The organism is Methylobacterium pseudosasicola, assembly GCF_900114535.1.
Lineage (GTDB): Bacteria > Pseudomonadota > Alphaproteobacteria > Rhizobiales > Beijerinckiaceae > Methylobacterium > Methylobacterium pseudosasicola.
Genome location: NZ_FOTK01000002.1, coordinates 282,729 through 301,971 on the forward strand (window position 1 = coordinate 282,729; position 19,243 = coordinate 301,971).

Genomic DNA, 19,243 nt, shown 5'->3' on the forward strand with positions numbered 1-19,243 from the left:
GGTCTACATCCGGGGCGGACAACGGAGACGAACCATGACCGACATCGCCAAGGCCGGCACCTTCTCGCTCGGCGACCGCACCGTAAAGCGGCTCGGGTACGGTGCCATGCAGCTCGCCGGGCCCGGCGTGTTCGGGCCGCCCAAGGACAGGGATGCGGCCGTTGCCGTGCTGCGCGAGGCGGTGGCGCAGGGCGTCGATCACATCGACACCAGCGACTTCTACGGGCCGCACGTCACCAACCAGATCATCCGCGAGGCGCTCCACCCTTATCCGGACGGCCTCACGATCGTCACCAAGGTCGGCGCCAAGCGCGGGGCCGACGCCTCGTGGAACCCGGCCTTCTCGGCCGAGGAGTTGACGCAAGCGGTGCACGACAACCTGCGCAACCTCGGCGTGGACGCCCTCGATGTGGTCAACCTGCGCTTGATGTTCGACGTCCATGGCCCCGCAGAAGGGTCGATCGAGGCGCCGCTGACCGTGCTGGCTGACTTGCAGCGCCGGGGCCTGATCCGGCGGATCGGCCTGAGCAACGCGACCCGGCAGCAGGTCGCCGAGGGGCGGCGCATCACCGAGATCGTCTGCGTGCAGAACCAGTACAATCTCGCCCACCGGGCCGACGACGCCTTAATCGACGAGCTGGCTGCCGCCGGCACCGCCTACGTGCCGTTCTTCCCGCTCGGCGGCTTCAGCCCGCTGCAATCCACCGCCCTGTCGGAGGTCGCCGCCCGGCTCGGGGCGACGCCCATGCAGGTGGCGCTGGCCTGGCTGCTGCGCCGGGCGCCCAACATCCTGCTGATCCCGGGCACGTCCTCGCTCGGCCACCTGGGCGAGAACCTCGCGGCGGCCGAGCTGACGCTGCCCGCCGACGCCATGGCGGCCCTCGACGGGATCGGGGCGGCCTGACCGCCTACTTCGTCGAAAGGCCGGCCACCATCGGGCAGCCGCCCTCGCTCATCGGCCGGAAGGCCTGCTCGCCGGGGATGGTCTCCAGCAGCTTGTAGAGGTCCCAGCCGCCCTTCGACTCGCCGGGCGCCTTGGCCTCGAACAGGTACATCGGGTGGATCTTGCGCCCGTCGGGGCGGATATAGCCCTTGCCGAACAGCGGGTCGTCGGTGGGCAGCTCCTTCATCTTGGCGACCACCGCGGCGCCGTCCTTGGCGGATTTCAGGGCCTCCACCGCCTTGAGGTAGTGGAGCAGGCCGGCATACACGCCGGCCTGGTAGGCGGTCGGCTTCTTGCCCGGCATGCGCTGCTCGAACCGGGCCGCGAAGGCGCGCGTGCCGTCATTCATGTCCCAGTAGAACGGCGCGGTGAATTCCAGCCCCTGCGCCACCTCCAGGCCGAGCGCGTGGATGTCGGTGTCGGCGATGAGCAGGGCCGCGATCTTCTGCCCGCCCTGGCGGATGCCGAACTCGTGGGCCTGCTTGATCGCCGTGGCGGCGTCGAGCCCGGCATCGGCCAGGCCGATCACCTGCGCGCCCGAGGCCTGCGCCTGGAGCAGGAACGAGGAGAAGTCCGGGTTCGGGAACGGCGTGCGCACCCCGCCCACGATCGTGCCGCCATTCTTCTCGACCACCGCCTTGGTGTCGCGCTCCAGGGCGAGGCCGAAGGCGTAGTCGGCGGTGATGAAGTACCAGGTCTTGCCGCCGCGCTTGAGCAGGGCCTTGCCGGTGCCGTTGGCGAGGGCGGCGGTGTCGTAGGTCCAGTGCACGGTGTTGGGGGTGCAGGCTGGGCCGGTCAGGTCGGCGGTGCCGCCGCCGGAATTCACGAAGGCCTTGTTCTTCTCCTTCGTGATCTGCGCGATGGCGAGCGCCACCGAGGAGGTCGGCACGTCGAACACCGCGTCGACGCCATCGCGGTCGTACCATTGCCGGGCGACCGAGGCGCCGACATCGGGCTTGTTCTGGTGGTCGGCGGCCACGACCTCGACCTTCAGCCCGTGCGTCTCCGGCTTGAAATCCTCCACCGCCATGCGGGCGGCCACCACCGCGCCCTCCCCGGTGGAATCGAAGTAGACGCCGGAGCGGTCATTCAGCACGCCGATCTTCACCGGCACGAGATCGGCCGCCAAGGCCGCCCCGGCCCCGAGCGCGCAGAGAAGCCCCGTCAGTGCCGCGACGCGGTGGCGGACCGTCATGTCTCACTCCCTGTTTTTTTGGACCCGGCGGCGTTGTTCGCCGCTCGGGATATCCGAATTCAGTCTAGGTGGACCGGATCGGGGCCGATACGGGCGGATGAGAGGATGCCGGCAATCCGTCAGGGCCTCCCATCACCCCCGCGGCGCCAGCCCGAAGATCGCCCGCGCCTCGTCGGGCGTGGCCGGCTCGCGATCGAGATGGGCGAGCAGGCTCACGGCCTTCGCCACCAGGGCGGCGTTGCTCGGGGCGAGCACGCCCCGGGACAGGTACAGGTTGTCCTCCAGCCCGACCCGGACATTGCCGCCCATGCCGGCGGCCACCGCCAGCATCGGGAATTCCTCCCGGCCGATGCCGAAGGCTGACCAGATCGCGTCCTCGGGCAGCCGGGCGCGCATCGCCACCAGGGCCTCCGGGGTCGCGGGCGCCCCCCAGGGGATGCCGAGGCAGATCTGGAACAGGGGCGGCCGCGCCAGATGCCCCTCGCTGATCAGGTGCCGGGCCAACTCGATCTGGCCGAGATCGAACACCTCGATCTCCGGCCTCACCCCGGCCTCGCGGATCTGCGCCGCCATGGCTCGCAGGTGGGCGGGCGTGTTGAGGAACAGGTGCTCGCTGAAATTCATCGTGGCGATGTCGAGGGTGCAGATCTCCGGGCGCAGCGCCGAGACGTGCCGGGTGCGGGTCTCGGGCGCCACGAAGGTGGTGCCGGGGCCGGCCACAGCCGGATCGGGGTCGCCGGGCACGAACCGGCCCCCGGCCCCGGTCGTGAGATTGAGGATCACGGACTCGTTCTGCTCGCGGATCCGCTCGACCACCTCGCGGTAATGGGCGAGCTCCATGCTGGGCGCGGCGGTCTCGGGATCGCGGACATGGATGTGGACCACCGCGGCCCCGGCAGAGGCCGCCTCCAGGGCCGATTGCGCGATGGCCTTCGGGCTCACCGGCACCGCCGGGTTTTTTCGGGGCGTGTCGAACGAGCCCGTGAGGGCGCAGGTGATGACGGTCGTCCGGGACATGTTTTTCTCCCTGGCCCTGTTCCTGATGCTGCAGGGTTTTCCCCTTCCCCTTGCGGGGAGGGGTTAGGGGTGGGGGTCGTGCAGACGGCACCTAGCCGCTCGATCCTGAGCCACCCCCACCTCCGGCTCCTCCCCGCAAGGAGGGAGGAGAGCGTGCCTTGACCCACGATGGGCGAGCTCGGGGGCTGAGCCAGCTATAGCGCCCCGCCGTCCACCGTGATGGTCTCGCCTGTGATGTAGGCAGCCCCCGCGGCCAGGAAAAAAATCGTCTCGGCGATGTCCTCGGGCCGGGCCATGCGGCGCAGCATCGTGTGCTGCACGGTGGCGGCCTTGCGCGCCTCCGGCCAGGGCTCGGTCCACGGGGTGGCGACGAGGCCCGGAGCGACGGCGTTGACCCTCACCTCCGGGGCGAGCGCCCGGGCGAGGCTGCGGGTCAGGTTGATCAGCCCGGCCTTGCTGGCCGAATAGGCGATCGAGGAGCCCCGCCGCCCGAGCCCGGCCACCGAGGCGGTGTTGACGATCGCCCCGCCGCTTTCTTTCAGACTGGCCGCCGCGGCCCGCGAGCAGCGGTACGGGCCGATCAGGTTGGTCGCCAGAATCGTCTGCCAAAACTCTTCCGTCATCGCGTCGAGATCCTCGAAGGCGATCGGCTCGGTGGTGCCGGAGGTCCCGGCATTGTTGACCAGCACGTCGAGGCCGCCGAGCGCCGCGATCCCGGCCGCCACCATCGCCTCGGCGGCGCCGGGCTGGGACACGTCCCCGGGGAGTGCCATCACGGCCAGGCCCTCTCCGGCGAGACGTTCGGCCTCCGCGGGGCCGCGGGGATCGTCGGGCAGGTGATTCAGGGCCACGCTGGCGCCGTTGCGGGCGAACAGCGTCACCGTCGCCAGCCCGATGCCCGAGGAGGCGCCGGTGACGAGGATGCGCCGTCCGGACAGGTCCGCGCCGATCATGTGCCCTCCATCCGGCCGATCCCGGCCATCGCCGTCTTGAGTGCCAAGAGCTTGCGGTCGCGCTCGCGGAACAGCTCCGCCGGCTCGCGCCCGCCCCAGTCGAAATAGCCCCGGCCGGCCATCACCCCGGTCCGGCCCTCGGCGCAGAGCGCGTCCAGGGTGTCCGACCGGGTCCGGGGTAGCGGCGGCGCGTAGCTGGCATTCGCCAGGGCGCGCTGGGTCAGTTCGAGCCCGGTGAAATCGGCCTTGGCGAGGTGGCCGAGGATCGGGATGCGTAAGCTGAGCCCGTGGATGATCGCGTCATCGATGTCGCGCGGCGCGGCGATGCCCTCGTCCAGCAGCCGGAACACCTCGGCGCTGATCGCCGACTGGATCCGGTTGGCGACGTAGCCGGGGATGAAGCGCTTGAGCACGATCGGCACTTGGCCGAGGCCGAGCACGAGGTCGCGCATCGCCGCGATCACCGCCGGATCCGTGCCGGGACCCGGGACCACGTCCACGAGGTCGACGATGTAGGGCGGCGTGTACCAGTGCATGACCAGCGCCCGGGCCTGCCGGGCCTCGGGGATCAGCGGGAAGACATCGAGATAGCTGGTGTTGCTGGCCAGGATCGTATCTGCGGCGCAGAGCCGGTCGAGCGCGGCGAACAGGGCCCGCTTGGCCTCCGGGTTCTCGGTGATCGCCTCGATGACCAGGCTGGCCCCCGCCACCGCCGGTTCGAGGTCCGCCTCGATCCGGACGGCCTGGGCGAGCCGCGCGGAATCCCAACCCTCCGGGGCGGCGCCCGCCTCCTGCAGGGTCGCCAGCGCCGAGTCCATGAGCGCCGGCACCCGGGCGCGGGTCTGCGCATCCGTGTCGGTGATCCGCACGGCATGCCCGTGGAGCGCCAGCACCAAGGCGATGCCGTGGCCCATCAGGCCGCCGCCGACGATCGCGATCTCCGCCATGGTGTCTCCCTCAGACCGTCGCGATCGGCGTCGTCGGCGAGCCGACCGCGCCCGGCAGGCGGAGCGGCGGCGCGGTGAGCAGGAAGCGGTTGCGCCCCTGGGTGCGCAGCCAGTCGGCGAGCGGCGTCAGGTGCCACAACTCGCCGAGATTGACCCCGAGCTTGAACAGGCAGTGCTCGTGGAGCGGCAGGGTCGCGCAGCAGGCCGGCCCCGCCCCGGCCGGATAGGCCTCGACGGCGTAGTTGTCGGCGATCAGCGCGCAAAGCCCCGAGCGGGTGATCCAGTCGAGGAGCCGCGGGTCCCGGCCGTCGAGCCCGGCGCAGAGGTTGTGGACCTGCTTCGGATCGGGCTCCCCGCCCATGGCGATCAGCCGCTCGGCGAAGCCGGTGTGCAGGCAGACCATGTCGCCGGGCTCGATCACGACGCCGTCGGCCTCGATGATGCTGGCGAGCTGATCGTAGCCGACCTTGGCCTTGGCGTCGCCGAGATGGGCGCGCAGGTCGATCATCACGGCGCGGCCCTGCATGCCCACCTCGGCCAGGCGCTCGATCCCGAGTTTTTTCGCCCGGGATGGCTGGTCGGCGGCCTCCGGTGTGCTCGGCCCGACGATGTCCCGGCCGCCGCGAAAACCGTTGTAGAAGGTCGGGCCTGAGCCCGTGCCGTCCGCATCGAACAGCGAGCCGACATGGGCGAGCGAATCCCACTGCGTCGAGTATTGCAGGTGGATCAGCGCGCGGTCGTCGCAGATCACGTCGGTGGCGCCGTCGACCTCCTCGCAGACCGGGAAGTTCATGTTCGGCCGGCCATTGGCCCGCCGGGTCGGGGTGATCTGCGGCGGGTGGCGACGCGGGTTGAGGACGTTGCCGCCGGGCAGGTCCAGGGGCAGGCTGAGGCAGAAGGTCAGGCCCTCGCGCACCTCGGCGACGCCCTGGCGGACCTTCTCGGGGGTGAGGAGGTTCAGGCGCCCAAGCTCGTCGTCGGGTCCGAAATCCCCCCAGGTCGAGCCCTCGGGGCGCCGGGTCCAGCGCAGGCTCATGCGCGCCTTCCCCGCGACCGCAGGCGCGTCGCCGGAATCCGGGGCCGCGGCCCGGGGCGAACCCCGGCCGCGGCCGAGTGTGCGTTCCTCACCTGTCCGTCGCCCTTCTTCGAGGCCGTCGGGCTCGCATGTCGCGAAGCCGACTCGAGCCTAGGACGGCGCGGCGCGAGTCGATACCCCATGCGGAAAACGACTCGGCCGAAACGTCACCGGCCGATCCCGACGCCGGCCTTGTGATCGGGCTTGGTGCGGATACAGTCCGTCCCGAGCCCGCGGCTAAAAAATGCGGGCCTTGGGATTGAGGAATCGTCGATGCCCGAGACCGCGCGCGCCGCCGGGCCGATCCGGATCGGGGTGATCGCCGAGGCGCAGTCGGTGGCCGGTGCCGCGATCCCGAAGGCGGTCCAGCTTGGTGCCGGCGGGCGCCAGATCCAGGTCGCGACCTACGACGACACGAGCGCCGCCTTCGACGCGGTCCGGGCGTTCCCGCGTGCGGTTTCCGGTCCCGGAGATTGTCCACGGCTGTAGCCGCAGGGGAGGCGGGCGCCGGCCCGCGCGCAGCCCTCATCGCACCATTTAGAAGGGCCGCGCTCCAAAAACGAAGGGGTGGGTTGAACGGACCGGATCATCGCGGCGGCGCAGCCGGCGCTGGGCCAGAGCGGAGCGGATGCCGTGGATTTCGACCTCTCCCCGTCTCAGACGCAGTGGCTGACCCGGGTCCGCACCTTCATCGCCGACGTGATCCGGCCCGCCGCCGCTGCGGTGGCGGCCGAGCGGGCGGCGAGCCGCGAACCCTCGCCCACCCTGGAGCGGCTGAAGGACAAGGCCCGCGGGGAAGGTCTGTGGAACCTGTTCCTGCCGCCCTCCCCCGAGCACGATACGGATGCGTATCGCGGCGCCGGCCTGACCAACCTCGATTACGCGCTCTGCGCCGAGGAGATGGGCAAGGTCGGGATCGCCTCGGAATGCTTCAACTGCGCGGCGCCGGACACCGGCAACATGGAGGTGCTGCACCGCTACGGCAGCCCGGAGCAGAAGGCACGCTGGCTGCGACCGCTGATGGACGGGCAGATCCGCTCGGCCTTCCTGATGACCGAGCCCGACGTCGCCTCCTCGGACGCCACCAACATCGAGACCGCGCTCCGCCGGGATGGCGACCAGTACGTCATCGACGGGCGCAAATGGTGGTCGACGGGCGTCGGCGATCCGCGCTGCAAGATCGCGATCCTGATGGGCAAGACCGATCCGGACGCCCCCCGGCACCGGCAGCAATCGCAGATCCTGGTGCCGATGGATGCGCCCGGCCTGCGCGTCGAGCGGCTGCTGCCGGTCTTCGGCTACGTGGACGCGCCCAAGGGCCACGGCGAGGTGGTTCTGGAGACCGTGCGCGTCCCGGTCGAGAACCTGATCCTCGGCGAGGGGCGCGGCTTCGAGATCGCGCAGGGGCGGCTCGGGCCGGGACGCATCCACCATTGCATGCGCACCATCGGGGTGGCCGAGACGGCGCTCGAGGCCATGGCCCGGCGCCTGGTCTCGCGGGTCGCCTTCGGCAAGCGCATCAGTGAGCAATCGGTCTGGGAGCAGCGGGTCGCGGAGGCGCGGATCGACATCGAGATGACCCGGCTGCTCTGTCTCAAGGCCGCCGACATGATGGATAAGGTCGGCGCCAAGGGCGCCAAGCTCGAGATCGCCATGATCAAGGTCGCCGCGCCGCGGATCGCCCTCAAGGTGATCGACGACGCGATCCAGGCCCATGGCGGCGCCGGCGTGTCCGAGGATTTCGGACTGGCCAAGATGTACGCCCATATCCGCACCCTGCGGCTGGCCGACGGGCCGGACGAGGTGCACAACCGCTCCATCGCCCGACTCGAATTCGGGCGCTACACCAATGCCCGGGAGGGTACATGAGCGGCCCCGACGCCTTCTCCGGCGTGAAGCCGGTCGAGCCGCGCCATCGGATCGACGAGGCGCGGCTGGCCGCCTGGCTCGCCGAGCATGTCCGCGACTACGCCGGTCCCCTCACCGTGCAGCAGTTCCGCGGCGGCCAGTCGAACCCGACCTACCGGCTGGAGACGCCCGGCCAGGCCTACGTGCTGCGGCGCAAGCCGTTCGGGCCGCTCCTGCCCTCGGCGCACGCGGTGGAGCGTGAGTTCCGGGTGATCGGCGCGCTCTACGGCGAGGGCTTTCCGGTTCCGCGGCCCTTCGCACTCTGCGAAGACGAAACCATCATCGGCGCGGCGTTCTACGTGATGGAGGCCGTGGGCGGCACCGTGCACTGGGACGGCACCCTGCCGGGCCTCGACCCGCATGGCCGGCACCGGCACTACGCCACCATGATCGCGACGCTCGCCCGCCTCCACGCGATCGACCCGGAGGCGGCGGGGCTCGCCGATTACGGGAAGCCCGGCAACTACTTCGCCCGGCAGGTCGATCGCTGGACCCGCCAGTACCGCGCCGCCGAGGACGGCCGGCTGGAGGATGTCGAGCGCCTGATCGCGTGGCTGCCCAAGACCGTGCCCGAGCAGCAGGGCGCCGCCATCGTCCACGGCGATTACCGCCTCGACAACCTGATCTTTTCTACTGACGGCGGCGTCAGCGCGGTGCTCGATTGGGAGCTGTCGACGCTGGGCGATCCGCTCGCCGATTTCAGCTACCTGCTGATGCATTGGGAGCTACCCGCGGACGGCCGCAGTTCGCTCGGCGGCCTCGACCTGCCGGCGCTCGGCATCCCGACCCGGGACGAGGCGGTGGCGCTCTACTGCCGGGCCGCCGGCCGGGCGGACCTGCCCGACCTCGACTGGTACTTCGCCTACAACCTGTTCCGGCTCGTCGGCATCCTCCAGGGCGTGGCCGCCCGCGCCAAGGCCGGCAACGCCGCGAGCGAGCACGCCGCCGCCATGGCGGCGCGAGTGCCCAAACTCGCCGCCTCGGCCTGGGCCTTCGCCGAGCGCGCGGGGGCCTGAGATGGATCTCGCCGGCCGCGTCGTCGCCGTCACCGGAGCCGCAAGGGGCATCGGCCGGGCGCTCGCCGAGGCCGCGCAGGCCCGGGGCGCCCGCGTCGTCGCCCTTGACCGGGACGGCGCCGGGGCGGCGGTCGTCGCCGCCCGGCTCGGCGGCCACGCCTTCGCCCTCGACGTGGCGGATGCCGCGGCCGTCGCTGAAATCCTGGCCCGGATCGAGGCCGAGATCGGGCCGATCGCCCTGTACTGCTCCAATGCCGGCATCCTGGAGCGCGACCCCGATCCCGGGCTCGCGACCTCGGCCGATCCGGCGAGCTGGGACCGCGCCTGGTCGGTGAACGTGATGGGCCATGTCCACGCGGCGCGGGTGCTGGTCCCGCTCTGGCTCGCCCGGGGCGGAGGCGCTTTCCTCGGCACGGTCTCGGCGGCCGGATTGCTCAGCCAGATCGGCAGCGCCACCTATTCGGCCACCAAGCACGCCGCCCTTGCCTTCCTGGAACACCTCGCCATCGCGCATGCCGAGGACGGCATCCGGGTCGCCGCCCTGTGCCCGCAGGGCGTCGACACCGCCATGCTGGGGGCCGCCAGCGCCGCCGCCCGCGACGGCGTGCTGTCGCCCGCATCCGTGGCCGAGGCGGCCTTCGACGGGCTGGCGGTGGGCCGGTTCCTGATCCTGCCGCATCCGCAGGTCGCGGACTACGCCCGCCGCCGGGCCGACGACCCCGAACGCTGGCTCGCCGGCATGGCGCGCCTGCGCCGGTCGATGCTGGCGGAGCCGGAGCTGTGACGATGGCTGGCGTCGAACAATCGGACCGCCGGCCGAGCGTGACGCAAATCCCCTCTCCCGTGCGGGAGAGGGACAGGGTGAGGGGTGCGACCTCTCCGGACAAACCTGATCCCTCGCCCCAGCCCTCTCCCGCACGGGAGAGGGGCCGTGTCGCGGACTTCAATGGTTCGGGCGTGACCATCGGAGCCCGCGGAATGAGGAGGGCGGGCGCCTGCCGCCCCATTCAGAGCCGAGCCGCCCCATGTCCCTGTTCGATCTGACCGACAAGGTCGCGCTGATCACCGGCTCCTCCCGGGGCATCGGCCGGGCGATCGCCCTGCGGATGGCCGAGCACGGGGCGCGGGTGGTGATCTCCTCGCGCAAGCGCGAGGCCTGCGACGCGGTGGTGGCCGAGATCGAGGCCTCCCATGGCCCGGGCCGCGCAGTGGCGATCCCGGCCAGCATCTCCGTGAAGGCGGAGCTGGAGGATCTGGTCGCTGAGACCGAGGCCCGGCTCGGCCCGGTGGACGTGCTGGTCTGCAACGCCGCCAGCAACCCGTATTACGGGCCGCTCGCCGGCATCTCGGACGCGCAGTTCCGAAAGATCCTGGAGAACAACGTGCTGTCGAACCACTGGCTGATCCAGATGGTCGCCCCCGGCATGGTCGCGCGGCGGGACGGGGCGATCGTGATCGTCTCGTCCATCGGCGCGCTGAAGGGTTCGCCGGTGATCGGCGCCTACAACGTCTCCAAGGCCGCCGACCTCCAGCTCGCGCGCAACTACGCGGTGGAATACGGCCCGGCCAACGTCCGGGTGAACTGCCTCTGCCCGGGGCTGATCCGCACCGATTTCGCCCGGGCCCTGTGGGAGGATCCCGAGATGCTGGCCTCCACCACCGACGCCGCGCCGCTCCGCCGGATCGGCGAGCCCGACGAGATCGCGGGGGCGGCCGTGTTCCTGGCCTCGCCGGCGGGCCGGTTCGTCACCGGCCAGGCGCTGGTGATCGACGGCGGCGTGACGATCGCCCGATGAGCCTCGATCCCCGCCTCCCCGCCGGCTGGCCCGCCCTCTCCTTCCGCGAGGCGGAGGCCCGGCTCACGGCGCCCGGCGCGCCGTTCGCGATCGCCACCGTGCCGATCCGCGGCGTGCCGACCCGGATCTGGACGACCGCGCCGCCGACCCTGCGCGACCTATTCCGCATCGCCCAGGGGCATCGGGACAAGACCTTCGTCGTCTACCGGGACGAGCGCGTCACCTTTGCGGGCTTCGCCCGCGCCGCGACCGCCCTGGCCCACGCCCTGGCGGCGGCCGGGATCGGCAAAGGCGACCGGGTCGCCATCGCGTTGCGCAACCTGCCGGAATGGCCGGTCTGCTATTACGGGGCCCTGCTGGCCGGGGCGATCGCGACGCCGCTGAACGCCTGGTGGACCGGGCCGGAACTCGCCTACGCGCTCCAGCATTCCGGCGCGCGGGTGCTGATCGCCGACGGCGCGCGGTTCGAGCGCATCGCGCCCCACTTGGCCGAATGCCCGGCCCTAGAGCGGATTTTCGTCACCCGGATGGAGCCTGACGACCGGGCGACGCCGCTCTCCGCGGTGATCGGCCCGGTGGCGGATTGGGCCGCCCTGCCCGACCGGTCACCGCCCGACATCGCCCTCGATCCGGAGGACGACGCCACCCTGTTCTACACTTCCGGCACCACCGGCCGGCCCAAGGGTGCGGTCGGCACCCACCGGGCGGCGGCGACCACGGTGATGGCCTATCCCTACTCCGCGTCGCGCAGCGCCCTGCGCCGGGGCGAGACGCCGCCGAGGCCCGATCCGTCCGCGCCGCAGCGGGCCGCGCTGCTGGTGATCCCGCTGTTCCACGTCACCGGCTGCCACGCGAGCCTCGGGGCGGCGCTCTACGGCGGCCATCGATTGGTGATGATGCATCGCTGGGACGCCGTTGAGGCCCTCGACCTGATCGACCGGGAGGGCTGCACCGGCGCCGGTGGCGTGCCGACCATCGCGTGGCAGCTCGCCACCGCCGCCCGGGAGGCGGGACGGCCGCTGCCGAGCCTGGAATCGGTCACCTATGGCGGCGCCCCCGCGGCCGGTGACCTCGTGCGCGCCCTGGGTGAGGCCTTCCCGAAGGCGATCCCCGCCACCGGCTGGGGCATGACCGAGACCTCGGCGACCTTCACCCACCACCAGGGCGAGGATTACCTCGCCCATCCCGAATCCTGCGGCCCGCCCCTGCCGGTCTGCGAGGTGCGGATCCTCGACCCGCTCGGGCAGGATCTCCCGCCCGGCAGCGTCGGAGAACTCTGCGTGAAGGGCCCGAACCTCGTCCGCGGCTACTGGGACGACCCGGCGGCCACCGCCGAAGTGTTCTCGGAGGGCTGGCTGCGAACAGGCGACCTCGCCCGCGCCGACGACGAGAGCTTCTTGACCATCGTCGACCGGATCAAGGACATGCTGATCCGCGGCGGCGAGAACATCTATTGCTGCGAGGTCGAGAACGCCCTCTACGCGCATCCCGACGTGATCGACGCGGTGGTTCTGCCGGTGCCCCATCCGACTTTGGGCGAGGAGCCCGGCGCGATCGTGGCGCTCGCCGAGGGCGCCCGGACCGGACCGGAGGAGATCCGGGCCTTCGCGGCGGAGCGGCTCGCGGCCTTCAAGGTGCCGGTGCGCGTGGTCGTCTGGGACGGGCTCCTGCCCCGCAACCCCGCGGGAAAGATTCTGCGGGCATCGCTGCGGACGGTGTTCGCCGAAACCTCAGCTCAGAACGGCTCGCCCTCGTCGTCCGGGCGGTAGACCCGCAGCGACCGGCCGTCCGGGAACTCCACGGTCCGGCGTCGCACGACCAGATAGCCGGCGGCCTCCGCGGCGCGCAGGCGCTCCAGCCGCTCGTCCGCATAGCCCGGGCCGTAATTGTAGGCCCGGTAGCGCGGATAATCGTCGCGTGGAGGCGGTGGCGGCGGCGCGACCGCGACCATCCTGGGCGCGCGAATGGTCCGGGCGGGGGCTGCGGCCGCGATGCGCGGCCGGTGCGGGGTCGCGGCGACCCGCTTGGCTGCCGGTGCGGCATGGCGCGTCGCGAGGCGCTTCCGGACGGGCTGCGCGGCGACGGCCTTGCGGGCGGTCGCCGGTGCCGCGGCGGCGGGCGTCGATGCGGGCGGCGGTGCGGCTTTCTGGGGCTCGGCCGGACTTGCCGATGGGGCAGCAGGCTTGCGGGCCGGCGGATCAGTCCAGCCGGAGGCCGATTGGGCCCCTGCGCCGGTCACGCCCAGGGTGAGAGACAGGATGAGAGCGGCGAGACTCGGTCGTGCACCGTACGGCATGGTGCCCTCCTGAGATCGCGGGACTTCGGATCGGTCCGCGGGGCGGCGTGACAATAGAGCGAACCGTCCCGGAGGGGAATTCCGCGTCTCGATTTCGGCGGTGATCCCCCAGGACATTTTTGGACCAGTGAATCGTTTGCGGCCTGAGCCGACAACCCCCACTGCGGGACCGCTGTACCCACTTTAGAGCTGCGATAACCCTCGACGCTGTCATTTTTCGCACCCTGCGACCGCGGCTGCCGCGGTCCCGGCGGAACCCGCCGCCTCCGCCACGGTTGCATCGCCATGTCCGTCCCCGCCGATGCGTCCTCCGGCTCACCGCCCGGCTTGCGGGTGAGCGTCGATCTCAACCTTTGCCAAGCCTATGCCCAGTGCTGCTATGCGGCGCCGCGGCATTTCCGGATTGAGGGACACGAAGCCCTGATCTACGATCCCGCCCCGGCCGCGCAGGACCGCGCCGAGATCGAGCGGGCGCGCGTCGCCTGCCCGGTGCAGGCGATCCGGGTCGAGGATCCGGGGCGGGGCACCTGAGATGGCACCCAGTTCAGACCGTGCGGTGGTGGTCGGCGCCGGGCTCGCCGCCCTGCGCGGCGCGGAGGCGATGCGCGAGGCCGGGTTTTCCGGCCCGCTGACCATCGTCGGTGCCGAGCCGTACCGGCCCTATGATCGGCCGCCGCTCTCGAAACACGTCCTGGCCGGCGAGATCCCGGCCGGTGCCACCACCCTGCCGAGCAACCTCGGTGCTGATGTGGAGTGGCAGCTCGGCAGCCCGATCGCGCGCCTCGACCGTACATCCCGCACCCTGCATCGCGCGGATGGGAGCACCCTGCCCTACGACCGCCTGCTGATCGCCACCGGCACCCGCGCCCGGCCCTGGCCGAACCCGCATGAGGGACGGCTCTCCGGCGTGTTCACCCTGCGCGGGCGGGACGACGCCGCCGCCCTGCGGGCTGCCCTCGCCGCCGGCCCCCGGCGGGTTCTGGTGATCGGGGCCGGCTTCATCGGCTGCGAGGTCGCCAGCCTGTGCCGGCAGCTCGGCCTGCCCGCGACCCTGGTCGAGCCCGGCCCGACGCCCCTGGGAAGAGTCCTCGGCAGCGCGGTCGGCGCGTTCATCGGGGCGATGCTCACGGGCCGGGGCGTCGATCTGCGCAGCGGCAGTGAGGTCGAATGGCTGGAGGGCGAGGGCGGCCGGTTCGTGCGCGCCCACCTCACCGACGGCACCCGCATCGACGCGGATGTCGCGGTGATCGCCCTTGGCGCCGTCCGCAACACCGAATGGCTCGACGGGTCCGGCCTGTCGGCGGATCCGGGCGGCGTCGATTGCGACGCGACGGGCTTCGTCCTCGATACTGAGGGGCAGCCCGATCCGTGCATCGCCGCGGCCGGCGATGTGGCGCGCTTCCCCCACCCGCTCTACGGCGGCCGACGGGTGGCGCTGGAGCATTGGAGCCACGCCGCGATGCAGGGCATTCATGCCGGACAGCTTCTGGCCGGGGCGAAGCCTGAAAGTCCCTACGCGGCGCTGCCGACCTTCTGGTCGACGCAGGGTGATGTCGTGGTCAAGTCCGCCGGGCTGACCGAAGGGGCGGATGCCGTGGCGTTCACGCAGGGCGAGCCCGGCTCCGGGCGCTTCATCGCCGTCTACGGCCGCGCCGGCCGCTGCATCGCCGCCGTATCGGTGGATTCCGCCCGCTGGCTACCGGCCCATGCCGAGATGGTCGCCGCCGGCGCACCGTTCCCGCCGCAGGGGACGGCGGCCGACCGCCCATCGAAGGGGATCATGGTCCTCGCCCCGGGCTTTCCCTGAGGAGACCGCATGCCCGACGCCACCCTCCTCGACCAAGTCAAGGATTTCGCCAACCGGGCGAACCCCTATCCCGTCTACGCCAAGCTGCGCGTGGATCCGGTCTCGCGCCAGGAGGACGGGACCGAATCCGGCACCTGGGTCGCCGCGACGCACGGCACCATCGCGAGCCTGCTACAGGATCCGCGGGTCAGCTCCAACACCCTGCCCCCGGCCGATCGCCCCCGCACCGGCAATCCCCTCACCGACCTGATCGTCAAACCGCTCAAAGACTGGATGATGGACCGGCATCGGGTCTTCATCTTCCGGGATCCGCCGGACCACGACGTCTTGCGCGCCTCGGTGATGCACCAGTTCTCCCGCGAGCGGATCCAAGCGATGCGGGTGCGCTCCGAGCGGCTGGTGGCCGACCTGCTCGACGAGAAGCGCGACGCCCGGGAGATCGACGCGGTCGACGACCTCGCCTATCCGCTCCCCGTGACGGTGATCTGCGAACTGTTCGGCGTGCCCCGGGAGGACGAGCCGAAATTCCACGGCTGGGCGACGCAGCTCGCCACCGCGCTCGAGCCCGACAGCCTGTCCGATCGCGAGATCCGCGACGCGAACAGCCGGACCTTCGACGCGATCGGCGGCTACATGGCCGACCTGATCAAGGAGAAGCGCAAGCACCCGCAGGACGACATGCTCTCGGGCCTCGCCAACGAGGCGACGCCGGAGGGCGCGAAGATGGGCGATTACGACCTGATCGCCACGTCGATCCTGATGCTGGTGGCCGGCCACGAGACCACCGTGAACCTGATCACCAACGGACTGCTGACGCTGCTGCGCCACCCCGACGAGTTGGAGCGCCTGCGCCAGGACCCAGGCCGCGCGCCCCGGCTGATCGAGGAACTCCTGCGCTACGAGCCGCCGGTGCAGTTCCGGACCCGCAAGACGCTCTCCGCCATCGACATCGCCGGCGTCACGATCCCCGAGAGTGCCGATCTCGTCCTGCTGCTCGCCTCCGGCAACCGCGATGCCGCGGTGTTCCCGGATCCCGACCGGTTCGACCCGGACCGCACCGGCACGCGCCATCTCGGCTTCGGCGGCAGCCTGCACTACTGCGTCGGCGCCCCGCTCGCCCGCTTCGAGGCCGAGGCGGCGCTCACGGCCCTGGCCAAGCGGCTCAAGGCCCCCCGGTTGATCGAAGACCCGCCGCCCTACCGGTCCGGCGCCGCCCTGCGCGGACCGGAACACCTGCGGGTGGCCATCGACGGGATTGTTTGAATTCTTTTGGGAGGGGGCGATCGAAGCTGGACTTCGTGCGCGCTCCTTTGCCGGTACGCCAACGGTTTTCACGCATCTTGGGACGAGGCGCTGGTTCCCCTCGCCCCGCTTGCGGGGAGAGGCCCGCAAGGACCTCGTCGTCCGTGCGGGAAGCGCAGGCGAAGCCGTAGCGGCGGTGAGGGGGCGTGAACGGATAAGGCTCATTCGGAGCCGCCCCCTCACCCTCGGCTGCCGCCTCGCTCCGGCGACGACGAGGTCGCCGGAGCCCTCTCCCCGCAAGCGGGGCGAGGGGATTTCTGCCTACACGCCGAAGCTAATGCTTGCATCGCCGCCCTCTCAGGCGGCCTTCACCGCCGCGAGGAACGTAGTCACCTCCTGGCCGAGCCCCGCGGCGTAGCGCGCCAGGTCCTGCGCGGCGCTCAGCACTTGGCCTGCGGCCGAGCCGGTCTCGCCGGCGGCCTGGCGCACTTCGGCGATGTCGGCGCTGACGGCTTGCGTGCCCTGCGCCGCTTGGGTGACGTTCCGGACGATCTCGCTCGTGGCCGCGTCTTGCTCCTCCATGGCCGCGGCGACACTCAAGGCGACCGTGCGCATCGCGTCGATCGTGCTGCCGATCGTCTGGATCGACTCGACGGCGTTCCGGGTCTCGCTCTGGATGGCGGCGATCTGGCCGGCGATCGTGTCGGTGGCCTTGGCGGTCTGGGCCGCCAGGGCCTTCACCTCGCCGGCGACCACGGCGAAGCCCCGGCCCGCCTCGCCGGCCCGGGCGGCCTCGATGGTGGCGTTGAGGGCCAGAAGGTTGGTCTGCCCGGCGATGCCGGCGATCAGGTTCATCACCTCGCTGATCTTGTCCGTGCCCCGGGACAGGACCTGCATCAGCGTGTTGGTGCGGGTCGCGTCGACGCTGGCCTGATCGGCCATACTGGAGGATTGGGCGACCCGGGATGCGATCTCCTGGATCGAGGCGGACATCTCTTCGCTCGCGGCGGCCACGGTCTGGACGTTGGCGGAGGTCTGCTCGGAGGTCGCGGCGACCCGCCCGGACTGGTCGGTGGTGCGCGCGGCGGTCCGCGTCATCTCCCGGGCGGTGGCTTCCATCTCCACGGCGGCCGAGGACAGGCTCTGCGTCAGCGCGCCGACATGCGCGTCGAACCGATTGGTCAGTTCGTCCAGCGCCTGGGCCCGGCGCATCTTGGCGGCGTTGTCGGCGGCAATGGCCGCTTCGGCCTCCTGCTTGGCGATGAGCGCGTCTTTGAACACCTGCACCGCCCGCGCCATCGCGCCGACCTCGTCGCCGCGCGCCTGATCCGCCACCGGGACCGTGAGGTTGCCGCCGGCCAGCGCTCGCATCGCCTCGGTCAGGCGGCCGATCGGCCGCGACAGGCCGTTGCCGATGAGCAGGAGCAGGCCGAGCACCGGGATCACGAGGCCCGCGGACCAGAGCGCATTGGTGAGGGTCCGGCTACGCACGGCCGCGTGGACGTCGTCCCGGTAGAGGCCGGCGGCGAGGATCCAGCCCCACGGCTTGAATAGCTGCACGCTCACGACCTTCTCGACCGGCTCGGTCCCGCCGGCGCGCGGCTTCATGTAGTCGACAAAGCCGGAGCCGTCGCGCTTGGCGACCTCGACGATCTCGGCGAAATAGCGCTTCCCGCCCGGCACGTCGGTCTGGTCCAGAACCACCTTGCCGACATTCTTCGCGTTGAACGCGTTGGCGATCAGCCGGCCGTCCATGTCGAGGACGAAGAAATAGTCGGCGTTGCCGAAGCGCAGCGCGCTGACTGCTTCGAGGGCGGCCTTCTGGGCCTCATCGGCCGGCATCCGGCCCGAGGAGGCCAGCGCCGCGTAATGGGCCAGCAGGCTCTGCGCGACGTCGGCGATATTCCTGGTCATGAGCGCGCGGTCTTCGAGCGCCGAGGACCTTGTGTCGACGTAGTTGAGGCCGCTCAGGGCGCCGACCGCCAGCAGAACCAGGGCCATCACCGCCGCCAGCTTGTGGCGCAGCCTGACGTTCGAGAGGCTGCGCCAGGGCGCGAAATGGCCTCCGGGCGAGCGGTCGGTCTGCGAGCGTATCATCGGGGCACCGGGAAGGAGACGGCGCAGGCCGTCGGGAGCTTTCAGCGTCGGGCCTGCGGCCACACGCGGCGACTCATACGCCCCGGCGCTGTTCCACGGCGAAGGTTAGACACAAGATTGGTAAACGCAAACTACACGCCGATCGTTAGCAACAGATTTTCGGCATGGTTCGGCCTACGCGCATCTCGGGGTTCGTATTCGAAAGTCATCCTTCGCGAAAATTTGGTTGTTTCCGAATGCGTTCAAGCAAAAAATACATAATTCAGCGCAATCTTACCTGCTGGGCCGACTCTGATTCATGCGCTAAGCTTCGATCCGATAGTGAATCGGCTTGAAGCTGCCATTATTCGATTGCAGGGCCGAGCAGGCGGTCAGCCCGATGATCAGATCGGTCTCGGCGGTGAACACGATTCGGTCGCCGGCCCGGCTCAGGGGCGGCTCGACCGTTAGCGCCCCGGTGGTGCCGTCGATCGGCACGTTCATGAAGCAATTGAACGCCACCGGGATCGCGTCCGGCGCGATGCCGTAGGGGGCGAGTGCGGCGGCGAGGTTGCCGAAGCAGCCGCGATGCGGATCTGTGTCGCCGTAGATGATCCGGAACGTGTCGGCCGAGCATGGGGTCAGCAGGAAGTCGTGGCGCCCGACCGTGTCCTCGACGATGCGCAGCAGCACGTTCGAGCGGTTGGAGTAGAGCGGATCGCCGGTGGTCAGGTAGATCCGGCTGGCATAATCGAGCGTCCGTCCGGACGAGATCACCTCGCCCGTGTCATGGCGGTTATAGGCCACGAGATCGGCCACCTGCTCGCCGCGCGGATCGATCACCGTCAGGCGCTGCCCCCGATCAAGGGTGAAGGCGACGCCTGAGCGCGGCTCGATCTGCTGCACGTCCGCCCGGTCCATGATGTCTCCGCCTCCACTTCGGTCCGGCCGGAAACGCGGCAGGGGCTGCCG

Annotated in this window: 17 protein-coding genes and 1 pseudogene; 10 read left to right on the forward strand and 8 right to left on the reverse strand. The window is 71.0% G+C overall.

The window, feature by feature from the left end; translation table 11 throughout:
* The first annotated feature begins 34 nt into the window (after positions 1–34).
* Positions 35–904, forward strand: a complete 870-nt coding sequence (locus BM228_RS03505) for an aldo/keto reductase family oxidoreductase (protein ID WP_092037217.1) — start codon at positions 35–37, stop codon at positions 902–904.
* Between the two features lie 4 nt (positions 905–908).
* Here BM228_RS03505 and BM228_RS03510 read toward each other — a convergent pair whose 3' ends face one another.
* The 5 genes from BM228_RS03510 to BM228_RS03530 all read right to left on the reverse strand — a co-directional run bounded on the left by BM228_RS03510 (position 909) and on the right by BM228_RS03530 (position 6,091).
* A complete protein-coding gene (locus BM228_RS03510) occupies positions 909–2,138 on the reverse strand; it encodes an ABC transporter substrate-binding protein (RefSeq protein WP_092037219.1) in 1,230 nt (409 codons plus the stop codon).
* Positions 2,139–2,270: 132 nt separating this feature from the next.
* Positions 2,271–3,155, reverse strand: a complete 885-nt coding sequence (locus BM228_RS03515) for a beta-keto acid cleavage family enzyme (RefSeq protein WP_092037221.1) — start codon at positions 3,153–3,155, stop codon at positions 2,271–2,273.
* Positions 3,156–3,349: 194 nt separating this feature from the next.
* Positions 3,350–4,108: an SDR family NAD(P)-dependent oxidoreductase gene (locus BM228_RS03520; RefSeq protein ID WP_092037223.1), complete on the reverse strand. Its 759-nt coding sequence runs from the start codon at positions 4,106–4,108 to the stop codon at positions 3,350–3,352.
* Positions 4,105–5,055 carry a 3-hydroxyacyl-CoA dehydrogenase family protein gene (locus tag BM228_RS03525; RefSeq protein ID WP_092037225.1) on the reverse strand — a complete coding sequence of 317 codons (951 nt, stop codon included), beginning with the start codon at positions 5,053–5,055 and terminating at the stop codon, positions 4,105–4,107. Before BM228_RS03525 ends, BM228_RS03520 begins: the two co-directional genes overlap by 4 nt.
* Positions 5,056–5,065: 10 nt before the next feature.
* A complete protein-coding gene (locus BM228_RS03530) occupies positions 5,066–6,091 on the reverse strand; it encodes a cyclase family protein (protein ID WP_092037227.1) in 1,026 nt (341 codons plus the stop codon).
* A gap of 312 nt (positions 6,092–6,403) precedes the next feature.
* On the opposite strand from BM228_RS03530, the pseudogene BM228_RS03535 reads away from it, so the two are divergent.
* The 6 genes and pseudogenes from BM228_RS03535 to BM228_RS03560 form a co-directional block, all read left to right on the forward strand.
* Positions 6,404–6,592, forward strand: a pseudogene (locus BM228_RS03535) (ABC transporter substrate-binding protein); the annotation flags it as partial.
* Between the two features lie 171 nt (positions 6,593–6,763).
* Positions 6,764–7,999, forward strand: coding sequence for an acyl-CoA dehydrogenase family protein (locus tag BM228_RS03540; RefSeq protein ID WP_092037231.1), 1,236 nt, complete (start codon positions 6,764–6,766; stop codon positions 7,997–7,999).
* The gene (locus tag BM228_RS03545) at positions 7,996–9,054 is read left to right on the forward strand and encodes a phosphotransferase family protein (protein WP_092037233.1); all 1,059 of its coding nucleotides are present in this window, start codon (positions 7,996–7,998) and stop codon (positions 9,052–9,054) included. The genes BM228_RS03540 and BM228_RS03545 overlap by 4 nt, the downstream gene beginning before the upstream one ends.
* 1 nt (position 9,055) lies before the next feature.
* Complete coding sequence (locus tag BM228_RS03550) at positions 9,056–9,838, forward strand: SDR family NAD(P)-dependent oxidoreductase (RefSeq protein ID WP_092037235.1); 783 nt, start codon at positions 9,056–9,058, stop codon at positions 9,836–9,838.
* A gap of 241 nt (positions 9,839–10,079) precedes the next feature.
* The gene (locus tag BM228_RS03555; RefSeq protein ID WP_092037237.1) at positions 10,080–10,850 is read left to right on the forward strand and encodes an SDR family NAD(P)-dependent oxidoreductase; all 771 of its coding nucleotides are present in this window, start codon (positions 10,080–10,082) and stop codon (positions 10,848–10,850) included.
* Entirely contained in the window at positions 10,847–12,619 is a 1,773-nt protein-coding gene (locus tag BM228_RS03560) for a class I adenylate-forming enzyme family protein (RefSeq protein WP_092037239.1), read from the forward strand. The genes BM228_RS03555 and BM228_RS03560 overlap by 4 nt, the downstream gene beginning before the upstream one ends.
* Here the strand turns inward: BM228_RS03560 and BM228_RS03565 are convergent.
* A complete protein-coding gene (locus tag BM228_RS03565) occupies positions 12,586–13,146 on the reverse strand; it encodes a hypothetical protein (RefSeq protein WP_092037241.1) in 561 nt (186 codons plus the stop codon). The two genes, BM228_RS03560 and BM228_RS03565, sit on opposite strands and share 34 nt — an antisense overlap.
* 285 nt (positions 13,147–13,431) lie before the next feature.
* Between BM228_RS03565 and BM228_RS03570 the strand changes: the two genes are divergently transcribed.
* Genes BM228_RS03570 through BM228_RS03580 form a run of 3 tightly spaced genes read left to right on the forward strand, consistent with a single transcriptional unit; the run spans position 13,432 to position 16,216 of the window.
* Positions 13,432–13,677 carry a ferredoxin gene (locus BM228_RS03570; protein ID WP_092037243.1) on the forward strand — a complete coding sequence of 82 codons (246 nt, stop codon included), beginning with the start codon at positions 13,432–13,434 and terminating at the stop codon, positions 13,675–13,677.
* Between the two features lies 1 nt (position 13,678).
* Positions 13,679–14,953 (forward strand): NAD(P)/FAD-dependent oxidoreductase, encoded by a 1,275-nt coding sequence (locus tag BM228_RS03575; protein ID WP_092037244.1) that lies wholly within the window; start codon positions 13,679–13,681, stop codon positions 14,951–14,953.
* 9 nt (positions 14,954–14,962) lie between these two features.
* Complete coding sequence (locus tag BM228_RS03580) at positions 14,963–16,216, forward strand: cytochrome P450 (RefSeq protein WP_092037246.1); 1,254 nt, start codon at positions 14,963–14,965, stop codon at positions 16,214–16,216.
* Positions 16,217–16,552: 336 nt separating this feature from the next.
* On the opposite strand, the gene BM228_RS03590 is transcribed toward BM228_RS03580, so the two are convergent.
* Together BM228_RS03590 and BM228_RS03595 are read right to left on the reverse strand one after the other, a co-directional pair.
* Positions 16,553–18,292: a methyl-accepting chemotaxis protein gene (locus BM228_RS03590; RefSeq protein WP_092037379.1), complete on the reverse strand. Its 1,740-nt coding sequence runs from the start codon at positions 18,290–18,292 to the stop codon at positions 16,553–16,555.
* Between the two features lie 303 nt (positions 18,293–18,595).
* Positions 18,596–19,192 carry a DUF1989 domain-containing protein gene (locus tag BM228_RS03595; protein ID WP_092037247.1) on the reverse strand — a complete coding sequence of 199 codons (597 nt, stop codon included), beginning with the start codon at positions 19,190–19,192 and terminating at the stop codon, positions 18,596–18,598.
* Positions 19,193–19,243 lie beyond the last annotated feature (51 nt).

What these genes read in the sequence shown, in the direction of transcription:
- BM228_RS03505 (WP_092037217.1), top strand. Translation starts at nt 35, where the DNA reads ATGACCGACATCGCCAAGGCCGGCACCTTCTCGCTCGGCGACCGCACC.
- BM228_RS03510 (WP_092037219.1), bottom strand. Translation starts at nt 2,138, where the DNA reads ATGACGGTCCGCCACCGCGTCGCGGCACTGACGGGGCTTCTCTGCGCG.
- BM228_RS03515 (WP_092037221.1), bottom strand. Translation starts at nt 3,155, where the DNA reads ATGTCCCGGACGACCGTCATCACCTGCGCCCTCACGGGCTCGTTCGAC.
- BM228_RS03520 (WP_092037223.1), bottom strand. Translation starts at nt 4,108, where the DNA reads ATGATCGGCGCGGACCTGTCCGGACGGCGCATCCTCGTCACCGGCGCC.
- BM228_RS03525 (WP_092037225.1), bottom strand. Translation starts at nt 5,055, where the DNA reads ATGGCGGAGATCGCGATCGTCGGCGGCGGCCTGATGGGCCACGGCATC.
- BM228_RS03530 (WP_092037227.1), bottom strand. Translation starts at nt 6,091, where the DNA reads ATGAGCCTGCGCTGGACCCGGCGCCCCGAGGGCTCGACCTGGGGGGAT.
- BM228_RS03545 (WP_092037233.1), top strand. Translation starts at nt 7,996, where the DNA reads ATGAGCGGCCCCGACGCCTTCTCCGGCGTGAAGCCGGTCGAGCCGCGC.
- BM228_RS03550 (WP_092037235.1), top strand. Translation starts at nt 9,056, where the DNA reads ATGGATCTCGCCGGCCGCGTCGTCGCCGTCACCGGAGCCGCAAGGGGC.
- BM228_RS03555 (WP_092037237.1), top strand. Translation starts at nt 10,080, where the DNA reads ATGTCCCTGTTCGATCTGACCGACAAGGTCGCGCTGATCACCGGCTCC.
- BM228_RS03560 (WP_092037239.1), top strand. Translation starts at nt 10,847, where the DNA reads ATGAGCCTCGATCCCCGCCTCCCCGCCGGCTGGCCCGCCCTCTCCTTC.
- BM228_RS03565 (WP_092037241.1), bottom strand. Translation starts at nt 13,146, where the DNA reads ATGCCGTACGGTGCACGACCGAGTCTCGCCGCTCTCATCCTGTCTCTC.
- BM228_RS03570 (WP_092037243.1), top strand. Translation starts at nt 13,432, where the DNA reads ATGTCCGTCCCCGCCGATGCGTCCTCCGGCTCACCGCCCGGCTTGCGG.
- BM228_RS03575 (WP_092037244.1), top strand. Translation starts at nt 13,679, where the DNA reads ATGGCACCCAGTTCAGACCGTGCGGTGGTGGTCGGCGCCGGGCTCGCC.
- BM228_RS03580 (WP_092037246.1), top strand. Translation starts at nt 14,963, where the DNA reads ATGCCCGACGCCACCCTCCTCGACCAAGTCAAGGATTTCGCCAACCGG.
- BM228_RS03590 (WP_092037379.1), bottom strand. Translation starts at nt 18,292, where the DNA reads ATGATACGCTCGCAGACCGACCGCTCGCCCGGAGGCCATTTCGCGCCC.
- BM228_RS03595 (WP_092037247.1), bottom strand. Translation starts at nt 19,192, where the DNA reads ATGGACCGGGCGGACGTGCAGCAGATCGAGCCGCGCTCAGGCGTCGCC.